The following is a 15,182-nucleotide window of genomic DNA, read 5'->3' as shown; positions in this document are numbered from 1 at the left end:
AGAAGCAGCGTCAAACACGTTCGATGGCGATGGCAGTGCCTTCTCCGCCGCCGATACAGATGGCAGCGATCCCGCGGTGCAGGTTCCGCTTTTCCAATGCGTTCAGCAATGTGACCATGATCCGTGCGCCGGATGCGCCAATGGGATGGCCCAGCGCACACGCGCCGCCGTTGACGTTCACCTTGTCGCGGGGCAAGCCCATCTCGTGCATGAAGGCCATTGGGACAACGGCAAAGGCCTCGTTGACCTCCCACAGGTCGACATCGTCTTTGGACCAGCCGATCGCTGACAGCAGTTTTTGCGCCGCCGGAACAGGTGCCGTTGTGAACAGGCCCGGTGCCTGAGCGTGGCTTGCATGGCCGACAATCCGGGCGCGCACGGTCAGACCCTGCGCCTCGGCCGCCTCGGATGACGCAAGGACCAACGCCGCCGCCCCGTCGGATATGGACGAAGAATTGGCAGCAGTTACCGTGCCATCCTTGCGAAAGGCAGGTTTAAGAGTCGGAATCTTCTCGGGGCGGGCAGAACGGGGCTGTTCGTCCTCGGAATGCGTGACCTCGCCCTTACGGGTGCTGGTTTTGACCGGCGCGATTTCCCCCACAAACGCACCATTTTCCTGCGCGGACAAAGCATTGGAGAGGGATTGCAGCGCGTATTCATCCTGCGCCTCGCGCGTGAACTGGAACGCTTCGGCGCAATCCTCGGCGAAGGTTCCCATCAGGCGGCCTTTGTCATAGGCGTCTTCCAGGCCGTCCAGAAACATATGGTCAACCACCTGACCATGGCCGATCCGCGCCCCACCGCGCATCTTGGGCAGCAGATAGGGGGCGTTGGTCATGCTCTCCATCCCGCCTGCAATCATTGTGTCCGCGTGACCCAAAGCGATCTGATCATAGGCCATCATTGCGGCCTTCATGCCCGACCCGCACATCTTGTTCAGGGTGGTCGCCGGAACCTCTTGGCCAAGACCGGCGGCGAACCCGGCCTGCCGCGCCGGGGCCTGCCCCTGACCGGCAGGCAGAACGCAGCCCATCAGAACCTCATCCACGGTTTCGGCCCCCGCACCCTTCAAGGCCGCGCTTATCGCTGCGCCCCCCAAATCGGCGGCTGGGATTCCATCGAACATACCCTGAAATCCCCCCATGGGCGTACGGGCTGCCCCCGCGATCACAACCTGTTTCAAAGCATGCTCCTCCGTTTTTTCCATTGGATGGATACCGAATGGTAAGATTTGCCGTCTAGCGTATTTCTACCAGTGAAATTCAGATTAAAGGACCGTTTCGCATGGGCCTTAGCAGTACTACGACCGACACCGCACAGATCATCAAGGTGCATTCCGACCGGATTGATGCGGCAATGGCGATCCAGTTCAAGGAGGATATGCGCAACGAGGCCGACGGAGGGGCGGCGCGGGTCGTGCTGGACCTTTCTGGGGTCGAGTTCATTGATTCCAGCGGTCTGGGGGCCATTGTCGCTTCGATGAAGCAGCTTGGGAACGGTCGCAGGCTGGACCTGGCTGGCCTGCATCCCTTTGTCGAAAAGGTGTTTCGCCTGACGCGCATGGATACGGTTTTCAAACTGTATCCAACGCTGGATGAGGCCCTGTCGGCCACCGCAGACTGATCCGTAGTTTACCAGAATAGGCGCCATGCCCATGTGTAACGGCAAATGTTTGGATCTGAACTTTGCAGCAACCGAGGTTGAGGCCAGTGCTGGAATCGCCCAGCTCAGTAGATGCCTTGCGGCCCAAGGGCTGCCGGCGCAAAAAGCGGGCGATGTCAAAATCGCACTGGCCGAGGCGATCAACAACGTCGTTGAACACGCCTACGCCGACGTAACTCCGGCTAAGGTGAAGGTAAGGTGCCGTCTACATCGGAATTGGCTGCACATACTGATCTCGGACACCGGCAGCCCCCTGCCCGGGTTTCGGGTGCCAGATGGCGTCCCGGCTGAGCTGGGGTCGTCGATTGATGACCTGCCCGAGGGTGGATTCGGCTGGTTCCTGATCCACGAACTGACCAGCGATATCCACTATGAACGCAGCAACGGGTGCAATCGACTGTCGCTGAGATTTGACTTTCCCGAACCGTAAAAGGTCGAAAAAGGTCACAAAAACGCCCAGATCGAACCATTGTCGCGCCGCAAACAAAGGGCAAAACGTTAACTGTAGCTCAGATAGCTTCCCTCGGCGCCGGTTGTCACAGCCCCCACCCAGTGAACGGTGCCGAGGAACTTCCCATTCATTTGACTGGACAAGTTCAGACCGCACGGTACCTTCGGCGCGTTCAATTGGGATTCAACACCATGCGGGACTTCCACTCTCCGGGTCGGTCCGAAGTACTGGCCACCGAAGGGATGTGCGCGACATCTCACCCTCTGGCTGCAAAGATCGCCCTCGATATTCTGGCGCAGGGCGGCAATGCCATGGACGCTGCCATAGCCGGGGCGGTTCTGCTGGGAATTTGCGAGCCGCAGATGACGGGCCTTGGCGGCGACTGCTTTGTGCTGTTCAACCGCGCGGGCGAAGAACAGGTGCGCGCACTGAACGGTTCAGGCCGTGCCCCTGCTGCAGCGGATGCAAAACGGTTGAGGGCACAGGGGCTGACGGCTGTTCCTTTGAATTCGGCAGATGCAGTGACCATTCCCGGCGCGGTCGACGCATTCTGTCATCTGGCAGAAACCGAGGGGAAACTGGGGCTCGACGCCCTGTTGCAACCTGCGATCCACTATGCCGAAGCAGGCGTGCCAGTAGCCCCGCGGGTCGCCTTCGATTGGAAAACCGGAGCGAAAAATCTGCAAGGGGCCGCGCGGCACCATTATCTAATCAATGACAAAGTGCCGGATATTGGGCAGGTCTTTCGCGCCCCGGGTCAGGCCGAAGTTTTGCGGCAGATTGCCCGCAACGGACGAGACGCGTTTTATTCCGGCCCCATCGCCGAGGATATGATCACCGCGCTGACACAGTTGGGTGGCACGCACACGGCCGAGGATTTTCTGACCACGGCCTGCACCGAAACTCAGCCCGTCAGCGGCACATATAGCGGGTTGGAACTGGTGGAGCATCCGCCAAATGGTCAGGGCGCAACAGCTATTCTGCTGTTGAATATCCTGAAGAATTTCGACCTCGCCAGCATGGACCCGTTTGGCGCGGAGCGTCTGCATATCGAGGCCGAAGCTTCAAAGCTGGCCTATGACGCACGAAACCGGTTCATCGCCGACCCCGAATACACCGCGCAGGCAGACCGTTTTCTGGACCAAGACCTGGCCGACCGGCTGGCCGCGCTGATTGACCCGAAACGCGCGATGCCCGCTGCGACCCCTCTGACCGAAGCCATCCACAAAGACACCGTCTATATCACGGTTGTGGACCGGGACAGGATGGCCGTTTCGCTAATTTACTCGATCTTTCACAGCTTCGGCTCAGGAATCGCATCCGAGAAATACGGGATTCTGCTGCAAAACCGAGGGGCCGGATTCACGCTGCAATCCGGCCATCCGAATGAGCTGGGCGGCGGCAAACGTCCAATGCACACCATCATTCCCGGCGTGCTGAAGCAAGATGGCCGTGTCATCATGCCTTTCGGCGTCATGGGTGGCGCATATCAGCCCACCGGCCACGCCCGGTTCGTGTCAAATTTGACCGATCACGGGATAGGATTGCAGGCCAATATGGACGCCCCACGCGCCTTTGCGGACAATGGCGTTCTAAAGCTGGAACGCGGAATTTCGCGCAGCGTTGCACAACAATTAATCGAAATGGGACACACTGTCGAAATTCCAGAAACACCACTCGGGGGCGCTCAGGCAATCCGAATCTGTGAGAACGGTACACTTGTGGGTGCAAGCGACCCCCGAAAAGACGGATGCGCCCTTGGATATTAAGGCGCGCCAAACGCGCTTCCAGGATTTAGTTCAGGTGGAAATGCAGCGGATAGGCCCCGTTTTCGAACGGGCCGAACATATCAGGGATATCGGGGTGCTCAACCGGTTCACCCGACTGATCCGCAATCAGATTTTGTTCAGAAACATAAGCAACATAGAAAGATTGATCGTTTTCCGCCAAAAGATGGTAAAACGGCTGATCCTTGATCGGGCGGCTATCCTCGGGAATGGCCTGATACCATTCTTCCGTGTTTGAAAATTCAGGGTCCACGTCAAAAATCACCCCTCGGAAGGGATGTTTTTTGTGGCGGACCACCTGGCCCAGACCGTACTTGGCATTTGTCTTAAGCATTGTCTTTGCCCCCAATGGTCTTACTACCTCTTTCCGGGGTGAAAAGCCAATCAATGATCCGAAAATAAGGGAAACAGTCTGTGAACCTCTTGCTGACAGTGTTCGAAATCGTAGCTCCGGTTTTTTTGCTGGCAGCAATTGGGTTTACGTGGGTCAAGCTTGGATTTGAATACCGGCTAGAGTTCGTAACCCGCCTCGGCGTCACGCTCGCCGTACCCAGCCTGATCTTTGTCGCCCTGATGCAAACCGAGATTCCAGGCGGGGATCTGACCCGCTTTACCCTGGCCGCCATTGCCGGACACGTGGGGTTGGCCATCGTGTTTGAGCTGTTCGTTCGGCTGCGCGGGCTGGATCGTCGGACATACCTGTCGCCGCTGATCTTTGGCAACACCGGCAATCTGGGCCTGCCGCTGTGCATTTTTGCCTTTGGTCAGGCCGGGCTGGGCTATGCGGTTGTGTTTCTGGCGGTCACAGCGCTGCTGTCTTTCACTTACGGGATTTATCTGGTCGCCGGACAGGGCGCATTTGGCAAAGCTGCCCGCGAACCGATGGTTTGGGCCACGCTGCTGGGGGCGCTGTTTTTGTGGCGCGGGTGGGAGACTCCGGTCTTTCTGACCAACACACTGGAGTTGCTGGGTCAGATGGCCGTGCCGATGATGCTGATCACCGTTGGGGTCGCCATCGCCCGTCTGACCACGCAAAAGATCGGTCAAGCAATCTGGCTGTCTTTGCTGAAGCTGATCGTTTGCTTCGCCCTGGGTTGGGCCTTGTCCGTGGCCTTCAATCTGGATTCCGTGGCATTTGGCGTCATGGTTTTGCAAATGTGCACGCCTGTGGCCGTCACATCTTATTTGCTGGCCGAGCGGTTCGACGCCGATTCTGACGCCGTTGCGGGGATGGTGATGGTCTCGACCGCCTTGTCCGTGGGCGCTTTGCCTCTGATCCTCGCTATTGTTCTGTAACGATTGTGATTTCCTCAAAGCTCAATCTGCGCTAGAATAAAGAAAAAAGGCACGAGGCACATGAGCAGAATTCTTTTCGTACTCCTTGGGGTGCTGCTTTTGGCATCCTGTGGCGGCGGGTCAAAACAGCCGCCTAGCAGATTGAATGACGCGTGCAGTATTGCGCGCGAACGACCTGATTTTATCAAGGCCTTCAAAAGCACCGAGCGTAAATGGGGTGTCCCGGTCCACGTTCAGATGGCCACGATCTATCAGGAAAGCCGGTATCGGCATGATGCGCGCACGCCGCACAGATACGTGCTCGGCGTGATCCCGATGGGCCGTCAGAGCAGCGCCTATGGCTTCAGTCAGGCGCTGGACGGCACGTGGGAAGAATACCAGAAGGAAACCGGCAAGCGTCGCGCCAAGCGAGACCGCATCCGCGATGCTTCGGATTTTATCGGCTGGTACATGAACAAAAGCTATCAGCGGAACGGTATTCACCCAACTGACACGCGCAACCAGTACCTCGCCTATCACGAAGGGCATACTGGTTACGCCCGCGGCAGCCATTACGGCAAGACCTGGCTGCTGAACGTCGCCAATGACGTGGACGCTCGGGCGCGCTTGTATCAGGCGCAGCTGGACGGGTGCCGGTACTGACAGATCAGCGGGTCAGCGATTGCCTGACCCGCTTCTTTTTGACTTTGTGAACAGATCCCGGCTCAGGCTGGTATCGGTCGTCAACTGACCCAAAAGAACAGTCGTCTGGCTGCCTGCGTTGTCATGAATCACCCATTTGCGCAGTTCGATCGGGTTGTCGGTGAACATCAGCTCGATCCGCCCGGTCTCGGGGTTTTTGGGGTCCTGCGCTGTGACGACCGTGGCCGTACCATCAAAATCATGACCTACAACCATATTCGCCTGGCCGAGGTTCACATTCCGGGCCAGCACCAGTGACAGTGGTGTCCGTCTCAGCGGGTATTGTTCAGGCGGCTGGTTCGATTTCGGGTCGAATATCTGCACTGTTCCGGTGTTGGCCAGAACCACTGCACTGTTGGGCGGGTCGTATTCAAACCGCATCTTGCCCGGCCGTTGCATCCACAGCTTCCCGGTGCTGAGCGAGCCATCGTCATTCACCTGAGTGAACGTCGTCTCAACGGTTTTCAATCCGTTCAGATAGTTTGAGATCTGCGACAGCGGCAGTTTTTCAGCCGCCCAAGCAGCCGGAGCTGCAAGGGTCAGGGCAAGGGCAAAAGCAATCTGTTTCATGCCTCACAGATATGCGCTCTGCCCTTGTTATTAAATATCCTATTGCTCGGGGACGAGGATTTCCCGCTTACCGACGTGATTTGCCGCCGAAACAACGCCTTCGTCCTCCATCTGCTCAACCAGCCGCGCCGCTTTGTTGTAGCCAATGGCAAGTTTCCGCTGGATGTACGAGGTCGAGCATTTGCGATCCTTGATCACAATCGCCACCGCCTGATCGTAGAGGGCATCCTCTCCGTTGGTGTTACCGCCAGTGTTCAGGCCCAGAACGGCGTCGATATTGTCGGCTTTTTCCTCGGCTGGACCGTCGACAACCCCACCCACATAATCCGGCGGGCCGAACTGTTTCAGGTGGTTAACGATTTCCTCGACCTCTTCATCCGAAACAAACGGGCCGTGGCAGCGAGTGATCTTGGCTCCGCCTGCCATATACAGCATGTCGCCCTGCCCCAGCAGTTGTTCGGCGCCCATCTCGCCCAGAATGGTGCGGCTGTCGACTTTCGAGGTCACTTGGAACGAAATCCGGGTCGGGAAGTTCGCCTTGATCGTGCCGGTAATCACATCGACCGAAGGCCGCTGTGTTGCCATGATCAGGTGAATGCCCGAAGCCCGCGCCATCTGCGCCAGACGCTGGATGCAGGCTTCGATTTCCTTGCCCGCGACCATCATCAGGTCAGCCATCTCGTCGACGATGACCACGATATAGGGCATCGCTTCGGGGGCGAATTCTTCGGTTTCAAACATGGGTTCGCCGGTTTCTTCGTCAAAGCCGGTTTGAACCGTGCGGCTGAACAGCTCACCCTTGGCCAGTGCGTCCTTCACGCGGCCATTGTAGCCCGCGATGTTACGCACGCCCATCTTGGACATCTTGCGATAGCGATCCTCCATCTCGCCCACGACCCATTTCAGGGCAACGACCGCCTTTTTCGGGTCGGTCACAACGGGCGAGAGCAGATGCGGGATGCCGTCATAGACAGACAGTTCCAGCATTTTGGGGTCGATCATGATCAGGCGACACTCGTCCGGCGTAAGTTTATACAACAGCGACAGGATCATCGTGTTGATCGCCACCGACTTACCGGACCCGGTGGTCCCCGCGATCAGAAGGTGAGGCATCTTGGCCAGGTTCGCCACGACGGACTCACCACCGATATCCTTACCCAAGGCCAGCGGCAGTGCGTGGTTGCCATCTCCGAAATCACGGCTAGCGAGTATTTCGCGCAGCACTACCATCTCGCGGTTTTCATTCGGTAGTTCGATGCCGATCACCGAACGCCCCGGCAGGGTCGAAACACGCGCCGACAGAGCCGACATCGAGCGCGCGATATCATCCGCCAAACCGATCACACGGCTGGCTTTCAGACCCGGAGCAGGCTCAAGCTCATACATTGTGACAACGGGGCCGGGGCGGACGCTGACGATCTCACCCTTAACGCCGTAATCATCCAGCACGTTTTCCAGCATCCGCGCGTTTTCCTCCAGCGCTTCGTCGCTGAGGTGATGGCGCTGAATGCTGGCCGGATTTTCCAACAGGTTCAGAGGCGGCAGTTCGAAATCGGAATGTTTGTCCTCGAAAGACAGCGCAGGCTGCGCCTCGGCCTGTGCACGGCGCGAGGGCGGAGGTGTGCGGCGCACAGGCTGCGCCACGACCGGTTTGCGCGGCTCAGCCACCGGGATTTTCATCGCTGGACGCTGCTGCGGAGCGGGTTCAGGTTCGGCAACGGGCATAGGCTGCGGCGTGTCCTCAAAGATGGCCTCATCCTCAAAGTCTGGCGCGGGTGCTAAGTCCTGATGCAACGGTTCCTGATGCCACCCCGGTTCCTGTTCGGCCGTCAGCATGGGTACCGGCGGCAATCCGGCCGAGGTCATAGGCGGCTCAGGCGGCAGCTTTTCCCCACCTCCGTGATTCAGGATCAATGGATCCGGCCCCCGGCCCCGTCCTTTGGTCAGCGGCAGGTTCGGGTCATGTTCCGGAGCCACCTCACCGGCGGCGACTTTGCGATTGCGCACGGCGGCAGAGATCTTGGACCGGATACGATCCTCGCCCGGCATCTCATCAAATCCGACGACCGGCTCACGGTCGATCAGTTCGGGTTCGGGCATAGGCTCGGGGCGACGGATCAGGCTGGGCATACGGGCCAGAAGACCGGTTTTCGCAGGTTCGGGTTCTTCAAACTCGGGTTCTTCGAACACCGGATCGGCATAGACCAGATCATCGTCAAAAACGGCCTCGGCGGCTTCGGCGCGGGCGACCTTGCGTTCATCCCATTGCGCGCGACGATCGCGCGCGGCCTGCGCGGTTGCGGAGGCCCCACGACCCAGCAGGTTCATCAGCATGTCATACGACATTACGAGACCCAGCAAGAAGGCGCGGAACCCTTGGCGGACATCCGACTTGGTGAAGCCCAGAACAAAAATGCCCAGCGCCAGCATCCCACCGGCCATCGCCAATGACATCAGCTTGACCATGAAATGCGAAGAGATTGGCAGCAGCGTCAGCAACGCGCCCATGACGGTGTCACCGAACAATCCACCCAAACCAAAGCTGTGGGTCGCACGCCATGCCTCACCCGGCACCAGAGTCGCAGCATAGACGGACACAACCGCAATCCAGATGGGCGCAAAAATCAGACGGGCGACCGCGCGGTCTTCGCCAAAATGCCCGGCAAAACGCACGCCCCAACCGATCAGCACCAGCGCAATACTCCAGCTGCCCCAGCCTACGATCATGAACAAAGGCGCGGCGATCGAGGCACCGATCCGACCCATCCAGTTCTGCACAGGCGCATCCGTCGACACCATCCAGTTCGGATCATCCGGCGTGTAGGACCAGATCATCGCGGCGGCGGCAAACCCTAGCAGGATCAAGGCGATCCCGATCAGTTCTTTGCTGCGCCGTTCAATGGCGGCCTGCGTTGTGCTGTCCAGTAATGGATCGCGGTTGCGCGCGTTCAATGATGCCATTTTGCCCTCGTACCTCACGAATAGATGCAGTCGCGAAGCGTGATCAGCCCGCGCTGCAACTCTGTTTTTGGGGCCACCATAGCGGCCCGGATAAATTGCTCGCCCGGGTTTTGCCCCGGATCGCCTTGGGAAAGATATGCGCCTGGCAGAACCCGTACTCCGGTCTCCTGCCACAGCTTCAATGCGGTTTCCTCGCCGTTTTCCACCGGCAGCCACAGGAAAAACCCGGCCTCGGGCGACATGTACCCCTGCACGCCGGCAAAGACCTCATCCGCAATCGCGTATTTCTCCTGATACAGCACGCGGTTTTCGACCACATGCGCTTCATCAGCCCAGACGCGGGCGGCGGCGGCCTGCAATGGCAACGGCAACGGCGCACCGGCATAATTACGCAGTTGTTTGACCCGCTTGATGGTTTCAGGGCCGCCTGCGATCAGGCCAGACCGAAGACCCGCCAGGTTCGAGCGTTTGGACAAGGAATTGAACAGTGTGATCCGCTCGGGATCAGCGCCCAGCTCCTGTGCTACTGTCAGCACACCGACCGGGGCTGCGTCGCGATAAATCTCGGAATAACACTCATCGGCGAAAATGCGGAAATCGTATTTCTCGGCCAGACGGATCAGCTCGGCCCAATAGTCACGCGAAGCCACCGCCCCCTGCGGGTTTGCAGGCGAGCAGATATAGGCCACAGCGGTGCGGTTCAGCACATCCTCGGGCAGCCCGGCATAGTCCGGCAGATGACCTGTGGCGGCAGTCGCAGGCACAAAGACAGGCTCGGCCCCGACCGAGATCGAGGCGACCATGTAAACCTGATAGAACGGGTTCGGGCACAGAACGACCGGTTTTGCCCCGTTCTTCTGTTCCGGGCACAGCGCCATCGCGGCGTTATACAACCCTTCGCGCGTGCCGTTCAGGGCCATCACGTTGATGTCGGGGTCCATGGACACGCCATAACGATGGCTGATCCAGTCGGTGATCGCACTGCGAAGTTCAGCCGAGCCTTCATTCGGCGGATAGCTTTGAAACCCGGCGGCATTTTCGGTGATCACATCCGTTACCCAGGACGGAAAATCGTGCATCGGCGCACCGATGGTCATATGAATCACGTCACCACCCGGCTGGTGATGATCCAACAGGGTGCGCAGACGTGGGAATGCATATTCCGGTAGGTTCGAGAACCGCTCGGGGAAATTCATAACTGCTGCCTCAATATCGGGATCATTGCGCCCCGTTTTACAGACAGGTTACAGGCCACGCCCTACTTCGTCCAGACAAAGAGGTGCCGAATCAGGGGATTGTGGCATTCAGGCCAATGCGGCTTCGGCCGCCGATCCCAGCCTTAGCAACGCCTCTTCCGAGCCCGGATATCCCAGCATCATCAATCCGCACCCGGGGGTTCCGGTGGGCAGGGTCAGCGCGGCCAGCCCCATCAGGTTGCCGATACGCGTGTTGCGCAGGGCCAGCAGGTTTTCGGTGATGTAGTAGTCATGATCCTTCATCAACCGCTCCAGATTCGGCGGCAGGATGGGCGATGTGGGGGCCAGAACCGCGTCAAACCCGGCCGTGGCCGCATCCCAGGCGGCCCGGCTGGCTTTCAGCTTGGACCATGCGGCGATGTAGTCGGCGCCCGTGGTATTCTTGCCAGTGCGAAAGCGTTCCAAAATCTCGGGATACATCGCGTCCGGGTTGGCCTCGATCACGTCGCGCCACAGCCCATAAGCCTCGGTCGTATACAGGACGCCGGACAGGCCCATCGCCTCATTTAGTTCCGGCACCTCGAGCGGGACAATGTCTGCCCCGGCATCCCGCAGTCGGGCCACGGCATCCTCATAGGCTTTGCGCGGCACATCGCGCAGATCCTCCTGCGCTACATTTTGCAACTCGGCGAAACGGCGACCTTTCAGGCTGGCCCCACGCAGATCGGCAGGGGTGGAGCCCTCCATCAGCGCCAGCAGATGGGCAGCATCCTCGACCGACCGGGCCAAAGGGCCAGCGGTGTCGAACCGCAAACACAAGGGCACAACCCCTTCTAGGCTAATCCGCCCGGCTGTTGTTTTCAGACCTACCAGATTATTCCAGGCCGCTGGGATGCGCACCGAACCACCCGTATCCGAGCCAATCCCCGCAGCCGCCAGCCCCCAAGCTACCGACGCCCCAGCCCCCGAGGATGATCCCCCCGGCACCGCCTCTTCATCGTCGATACAGGGTGGCGTTCCGGTGATCGGGTTCAGGCCAAGGCCGGAAAAGGCCAGCTCGCTCATATGGGTTTTGCCCAGACAAACCGCCCCCATCGCGGTGGCATTGCGCAGCACGACCGCGTCGGCCTCTGGCACCCGGCCTTGCAACAGGGCCGATCCGGCCTCGGTCGCAGTTCCGGCGCTGTCGAACAGGTCTTTATAACTGATCGGCACCCCGTCCAACAGCGACCGGCGCAGTCCCAACTTGGCACGCTCTTGCGCCGCTTTGGCCTCAGCGCGGGCGCGGTCGTGGGTGACGCGGGCATAGATGCGGTCGCGATGACGGTGGGTGTCGATGGCGGACAGATAGGTCTCGGTCAGCTCAACCGGGTCGATCCGACCCATGCCGATCCCTCGCCCCAGATCACACGCCGTCATGGTCAGCCAGTCCTGCATCCCTGCCTCCCTTGGAAAAACTCTGTTGTTCCGGACGGTAGCGACAGGACCGCACATGGACAATCCCGTTTGGGCGCGCATATTGCGGGACATGGAACACAAGTCCGATATCCTGATCGTAGGCGGCGGCCTGAATGGCCCGGCTTTGGCATTGGCGCTGGCGCAAACCGGGCATTCCGTCACCGTAATCGACGCATTGGCCGAAACTGTGCGCAAGAACGCCGCCTTTGACGGTCGCGCCTATGCGCTGGCGCTGGCCTCGCAACGGTTGCTGGACGCAATCGGAGTGTGGGAGCGGGTCGAAGACCACGCCCAACCGATGCTTGAGATCAAAGTGACCGATGGGCATGCGGGTGCAGGGCCATCTCCGTTTTTCATGCATTTCGACCACGCCGAAATCGAAGAAGGCCCGATGGGTTACATGGTCGAAGACCGCCACCTGCGCCGGGCTTTTCTGGACGCAATGGCTGAGGAAAAGACTATCACGCAGATCAACGGCAAAACCGTTGTCGCGCAAGAGGCTGGCGCAACCGGTGTCACCCTGACGCTGGACGACAGCAGCACCGTGAGCGGTGGCTTGCTGGTCGGTTGCGACGGACGCCGCAGCGGCACCGCAGCACGCGCAGGTATCAGGCGCAGCGGATGGGACTACGGCCAGACCGCCCTTGTCTGTGCCATCGAACACGACCTGCCGCATCACGGCGTGGCGCATCAGTTCTTCATGCCGCCCGGCCCTTTGGCCATCCTGCCCCTGACCGGCAACCGCAGCTCGATTGTCTGGAGCGAACGGTCTGAGGCCGCACAGCGTATCAACGCCCTGCCCGAGGCCGACTATCTGCAAGTCTTGCGCCCCCGGTTCGGTGATTTTCTGGGTGATATCCGCCTGCAAGGGGACCGGTTCACTTATCCTCTGAACCTGACCATCGCCAATTCCTTCATCGGTGAGCGAATGGCGCTGGTCGGGGATGCCGCCCACGGCATGCACCCTATCGCCGGACAAGGCCTGAATGCCGGATTGCGCGACGTGGGCGCGCTGGCCGAGGTGCTGACGCTGGCCGGACGGCGCGGTGAGGATATCGGCTCAGTGCTGGTGCTCGAGCGGTATCAGGAATGGCGGCGGTTCGACACGGCGTCGCTGGCGATGGCGACAGATGTGTTCAACAAGCTGTTTTCCAACGATAATCCGCTACTGCGGATCGGTCGCGATATCGGCATGGGCATCGTCGGCTCTCTGCCCGGTCTGCGCCGCGGCTTTGTGCGCGAGGCCGCCGGGTTGACCGGGGACCTGCCTAAATTGCTTCAAGGCCGCCCGATTTAATCGAGCACCCGCGCCTCATCGACCAGCATGACCGGGATGCCGTTGCGAATGGGAAAGGCGAGCCCTGCCGCCTTTGACACCAGCTCCTGCTTTTCCGCATCGTATTTCAGCGTGGTGTGCGTCTGGGGGCAGATCAGCGCCTCAAGCATGTGGCGGTCAAACGCATGTTCCGCGTCATTCATTGTAGTTTTTCCTCATTTGAGCCGCCACGCATGGCGAATTCGATCAACGTCACCAGAGTTTCCCGCCGGGTGCGTAAACAGGGTGCCTCGAGCAGGGCCTGTTTCTCTTCCGGGTCGAAATCCAACAGCATGGACAGGGAATTGACCAGCAATTCATCGTCCGCATCCTTGAGCGTATCCCAGTCGGTGGACAGCTGACGGGACGAGAAGAACCGCTCTAGCAAGTTCAAAAACTGCGAGCGATCAAAGCCTTTGTCCAGTTCCGCCTTGCCCAAATCGCGGTCGAACCCATCCCACGAGACAGTGCAACGCCGATAAGGGGTAAAGGCATCCAGTTCTGATTTAACCCGAAACCGTGAGATTCCGGTTAGCGTGATCAGATAGCGACCGTCCTCGGTTTCAGAGAATTGCGTCACCCGCCCCGCACAACCGATCTGGTGCAACTTGGCCTCATTGCTCTGACAGGGGTTTGGCTGAACCATGCCAATCAAGCGCTCTTGCGTTTTCAGAGCGTCGTCCAGCATCTGCAAATAGCGCGGCTCAAAGATATGCAGCGGAAGGCGCGAGCGGGGCAACAACAACGCCCCGGGCAATGGAAAAACGGATACCGTTTCCGGCAGGTCAGCGGGATGCATCATGTATCCGAGTGTAGCTCTGATCAGTGATTAGGCAAATATCATCGAGCTCAGCTTGCGTCGCCCGTTCAGAACAACCGGGTCATTGGGCTTGAGCGCGTCAAAGATCGTGAACAGCTGCGTCTTCGCCGCACCGTCATTCCATTCGCGATCCCGGCGGAAAAGCTCCAGTAGCTGAGCGACGGCTTCTTCAACCTCGCCATTGGCATGCAGCGCCTGCGCGAGGTCAAACCGGGCCTGATGGTTGTCGGGTTCAGCCTCAACAGCTGCGGTCAGCTCGGCCACGGGGCCTGCATCTGCCGCCTGTTTCGCCAGTTCCAGCTGTGCGTGGGCCGCTTCGACCTCTGGCGCGGTGGAAATCTCAGCAGGCGCACCATTCAGGATCGCCTCGGCCTGTTCCAGATCACCCACCGCAATATGTGCACGGATCAAACCACCATAGGCGGCAGCGTGGTTCGGGTCTTCGCCCAGAATGGCAGCGAATGTCTGCGCCGCATCACTGGCCGCACCTTCGGCCAGCATCTCTTCGGCCGCCTGAACGGCATCCTCCAATTGACCACCGGGGCTTTCGCCGCCTGCGGCTTCAATCACACGATCCACGAAGGCCTTGATCTCAGATCCCGGCACAGCGCCCTGAAACCCGTCTACGGGCTGGCCTTTGAAAAACGCGTAAACGGTCGGGATCGACTGAATGCGCATCTGCGAGGCAATCATCTGCGCCTCGTCCACGTTGATCTTGACCATTTTGACCGCACCCTTTGCGGCGGTCACGGCCTCTTCCAGCAAGGGACCCAACGTCTTGCAAGGGCCACACCATGGCGCCCAGAAATCCACGATGACCGGAACCTCCTGCGAGGCCTCGACCACGTCGGCCATAAAGGTGGCCTCGGATCCGTCCTTGATCAGGTCGACATCGGGGCTGGCTGCGGCGTTCAGTAGGTCCATGGCATCCACTCTTTGGTTCGAACTTGCGCCCTATATGCAACCGCTGGCTGCGGAAACCAAG

The 15,182-nt window shown here is 59.6% G+C and carries 15 protein-coding genes; 6 read left to right on the top strand and 9 right to left on the bottom strand.

The window, feature by feature from the left end; all coding sequences use genetic code 11:
- Positions 1 to 10: 10 nt before the first annotated feature.
- The gene (locus ACOQOY_RS13770) at positions 11 to 1,183 is read right to left on the bottom strand and encodes a thiolase family protein (RefSeq protein WP_420585978.1); all 1,173 of its coding nucleotides are present in this window, start codon (positions 1,181 to 1,183) and stop codon (positions 11 to 13) included.
- Between the two features lie 101 nt (positions 1,184 to 1,284).
- On the opposite strand from ACOQOY_RS13770, the gene ACOQOY_RS13765 reads away from it, so the two are divergent.
- The 3 genes from ACOQOY_RS13765 to ACOQOY_RS13755 all read left to right on the top strand — a co-directional run bounded on the left by ACOQOY_RS13765 (position 1,285) and on the right by ACOQOY_RS13755 (position 3,882).
- Positions 1,285 to 1,623: an STAS domain-containing protein gene (locus ACOQOY_RS13765; RefSeq protein ID WP_420585977.1), complete on the top strand. Its 339-nt coding sequence runs from the start codon at positions 1,285 to 1,287 to the stop codon at positions 1,621 to 1,623.
- 31 nt (positions 1,624 to 1,654) lie between these two features.
- Entirely contained in the window at positions 1,655 to 2,092 is a 438-nt protein-coding gene (locus tag ACOQOY_RS13760; RefSeq protein WP_420585976.1) for an ATP-binding protein, read from the top strand.
- 212 nt (positions 2,093 to 2,304) lie between these two features.
- Entirely contained in the window at positions 2,305 to 3,882 is a 1,578-nt protein-coding gene (locus ACOQOY_RS13755; RefSeq protein ID WP_420585975.1) for a gamma-glutamyltransferase family protein, read from the top strand.
- Positions 3,883 to 3,907: 25 nt separating this feature from the next.
- Here the strand turns inward: ACOQOY_RS13755 and hspQ are convergent, their stop codons facing one another.
- Complete coding sequence (gene hspQ, locus ACOQOY_RS13750; protein WP_420585974.1) at positions 3,908 to 4,234, bottom strand: heat shock protein HspQ; 327 nt, start codon at positions 4,232 to 4,234, stop codon at positions 3,908 to 3,910.
- Positions 4,235 to 4,314: 80 nt separating this feature from the next.
- Between hspQ and ACOQOY_RS13745 the strand changes: the two genes are divergently transcribed.
- Positions 4,315 to 5,196 carry an AEC family transporter gene (locus tag ACOQOY_RS13745; protein ID WP_420585973.1) on the top strand — a complete coding sequence of 294 codons (882 nt, stop codon included), beginning with the start codon at positions 4,315 to 4,317 and terminating at the stop codon, positions 5,194 to 5,196.
- 60 nt (positions 5,197 to 5,256) lie between these two features.
- The gene (locus tag ACOQOY_RS13740; protein WP_420585972.1) at positions 5,257 to 5,838 is read left to right on the top strand and encodes a lytic transglycosylase; all 582 of its coding nucleotides are present in this window, start codon (positions 5,257 to 5,259) and stop codon (positions 5,836 to 5,838) included.
- Positions 5,839 to 5,850: 12 nt separating this feature from the next.
- Here the strand turns inward: ACOQOY_RS13740 and ACOQOY_RS13735 are convergent, their stop codons facing one another.
- From ACOQOY_RS13735 to ACOQOY_RS13720, 4 genes are all read right to left on the bottom strand, one after another.
- Entirely contained in the window at positions 5,851 to 6,447 is a 597-nt protein-coding gene (locus ACOQOY_RS13735; RefSeq protein WP_420585971.1) for a LolA family protein, read from the bottom strand.
- Positions 6,448 to 6,486: 39 nt separating this feature from the next.
- On the bottom strand, positions 6,487 to 9,408 hold the full coding sequence (locus ACOQOY_RS13730) for a DNA translocase FtsK 4TM domain-containing protein (protein WP_420585970.1): 2,922 nt from the start codon (positions 9,406 to 9,408) through the stop codon (positions 6,487 to 6,489).
- A gap of 14 nt (positions 9,409 to 9,422) precedes the next feature.
- Positions 9,423 to 10,604 carry an aminotransferase class I/II-fold pyridoxal phosphate-dependent enzyme gene (locus ACOQOY_RS13725; RefSeq protein WP_420585969.1) on the bottom strand — a complete coding sequence of 394 codons (1,182 nt, stop codon included), beginning with the start codon at positions 10,602 to 10,604 and terminating at the stop codon, positions 9,423 to 9,425.
- 108 nt (positions 10,605 to 10,712) lie between these two features.
- Entirely contained in the window at positions 10,713 to 12,041 is a 1,329-nt protein-coding gene (locus ACOQOY_RS13720) for an amidase (protein ID WP_420585968.1), read from the bottom strand.
- Positions 12,042 to 12,096: 55 nt separating this feature from the next.
- Between ACOQOY_RS13720 and ACOQOY_RS13715 the strand changes: the two genes are divergently transcribed.
- On the top strand, positions 12,097 to 13,359 hold the full coding sequence (locus ACOQOY_RS13715) for an FAD-dependent monooxygenase (protein WP_420585967.1): 1,263 nt from the start codon (positions 12,097 to 12,099) through the stop codon (positions 13,357 to 13,359).
- Here ACOQOY_RS13715 and ACOQOY_RS13710 read toward each other — a convergent pair.
- The 3 genes from ACOQOY_RS13710 to trxA are packed head-to-tail and all read right to left on the bottom strand — an operon-like array spanning position 13,356 to position 15,121.
- Entirely contained in the window at positions 13,356 to 13,541 is a 186-nt protein-coding gene (locus tag ACOQOY_RS13710) for a Trm112 family protein (protein ID WP_420585966.1), read from the bottom strand. The genes ACOQOY_RS13715 and ACOQOY_RS13710 overlap by 4 nt on opposite strands.
- Positions 13,538 to 14,179, bottom strand: a complete 642-nt coding sequence (locus tag ACOQOY_RS13705) for an LON peptidase substrate-binding domain-containing protein (protein WP_420585965.1) — start codon at positions 14,177 to 14,179, stop codon at positions 13,538 to 13,540. Before ACOQOY_RS13705 ends, ACOQOY_RS13710 begins: the two co-directional genes overlap by 4 nt.
- 27 nt (positions 14,180 to 14,206) lie before the next feature.
- Complete coding sequence (gene trxA / locus ACOQOY_RS13700; RefSeq protein ID WP_420585964.1) at positions 14,207 to 15,121, bottom strand: thioredoxin; 915 nt, start codon at positions 15,119 to 15,121, stop codon at positions 14,207 to 14,209.
- Between the last annotated feature and the right edge of the window lie 61 nt (positions 15,122 to 15,182).

It is taken from the genome of Ruegeria sp. (genome assembly GCF_965221235.1).
GTDB lineage: Bacteria > Pseudomonadota > Alphaproteobacteria > Rhodobacterales > Rhodobacteraceae > Ruegeria.
The sequence above is the reverse complement of the archived record's forward strand: the minus strand, read 5'-3'. Positions and strand labels throughout refer to the sequence as shown.

Coding starts and splice junctions, on each gene's coding strand:
- ACOQOY_RS13720 (WP_420585968.1), bottom strand. CDS start 12,041: ATGCAGGACTGGCTGACCATGACGGCGTGTGATCTGGGGCGAGGGATC.
- ACOQOY_RS13715 (WP_420585967.1), top strand. CDS start 12,097: ATGGACAATCCCGTTTGGGCGCGCATATTGCGGGACATGGAACACAAG.
- ACOQOY_RS13760 (WP_420585976.1), top strand. CDS start 1,655: ATGTGTAACGGCAAATGTTTGGATCTGAACTTTGCAGCAACCGAGGTT.
- ACOQOY_RS13725 (WP_420585969.1), bottom strand. CDS start 10,604: ATGAATTTCCCCGAGCGGTTCTCGAACCTACCGGAATATGCATTCCCA.
- ACOQOY_RS13710 (WP_420585966.1), bottom strand. CDS start 13,541: ATGAATGACGCGGAACATGCGTTTGACCGCCACATGCTTGAGGCGCTG.
- ACOQOY_RS13765 (WP_420585977.1), top strand. CDS start 1,285: ATGGGCCTTAGCAGTACTACGACCGACACCGCACAGATCATCAAGGTG.
- ACOQOY_RS13755 (WP_420585975.1), top strand. CDS start 2,305: ATGCGGGACTTCCACTCTCCGGGTCGGTCCGAAGTACTGGCCACCGAA.
- ACOQOY_RS13735 (WP_420585971.1), bottom strand. CDS start 6,447: ATGAAACAGATTGCTTTTGCCCTTGCCCTGACCCTTGCAGCTCCGGCT.
- hspQ (WP_420585974.1), bottom strand. CDS start 4,234: ATGCTTAAGACAAATGCCAAGTACGGTCTGGGCCAGGTGGTCCGCCAC.
- ACOQOY_RS13740 (WP_420585972.1), top strand. CDS start 5,257: ATGAGCAGAATTCTTTTCGTACTCCTTGGGGTGCTGCTTTTGGCATCC.
- ACOQOY_RS13730 (WP_420585970.1), bottom strand. CDS start 9,408: ATGGCATCATTGAACGCGCGCAACCGCGATCCATTACTGGACAGCACA.
- trxA (WP_420585964.1), bottom strand. CDS start 15,121: ATGGACCTACTGAACGCCGCAGCCAGCCCCGATGTCGACCTGATCAAG.
- ACOQOY_RS13705 (WP_420585965.1), bottom strand. CDS start 14,179: ATGATGCATCCCGCTGACCTGCCGGAAACGGTATCCGTTTTTCCATTG.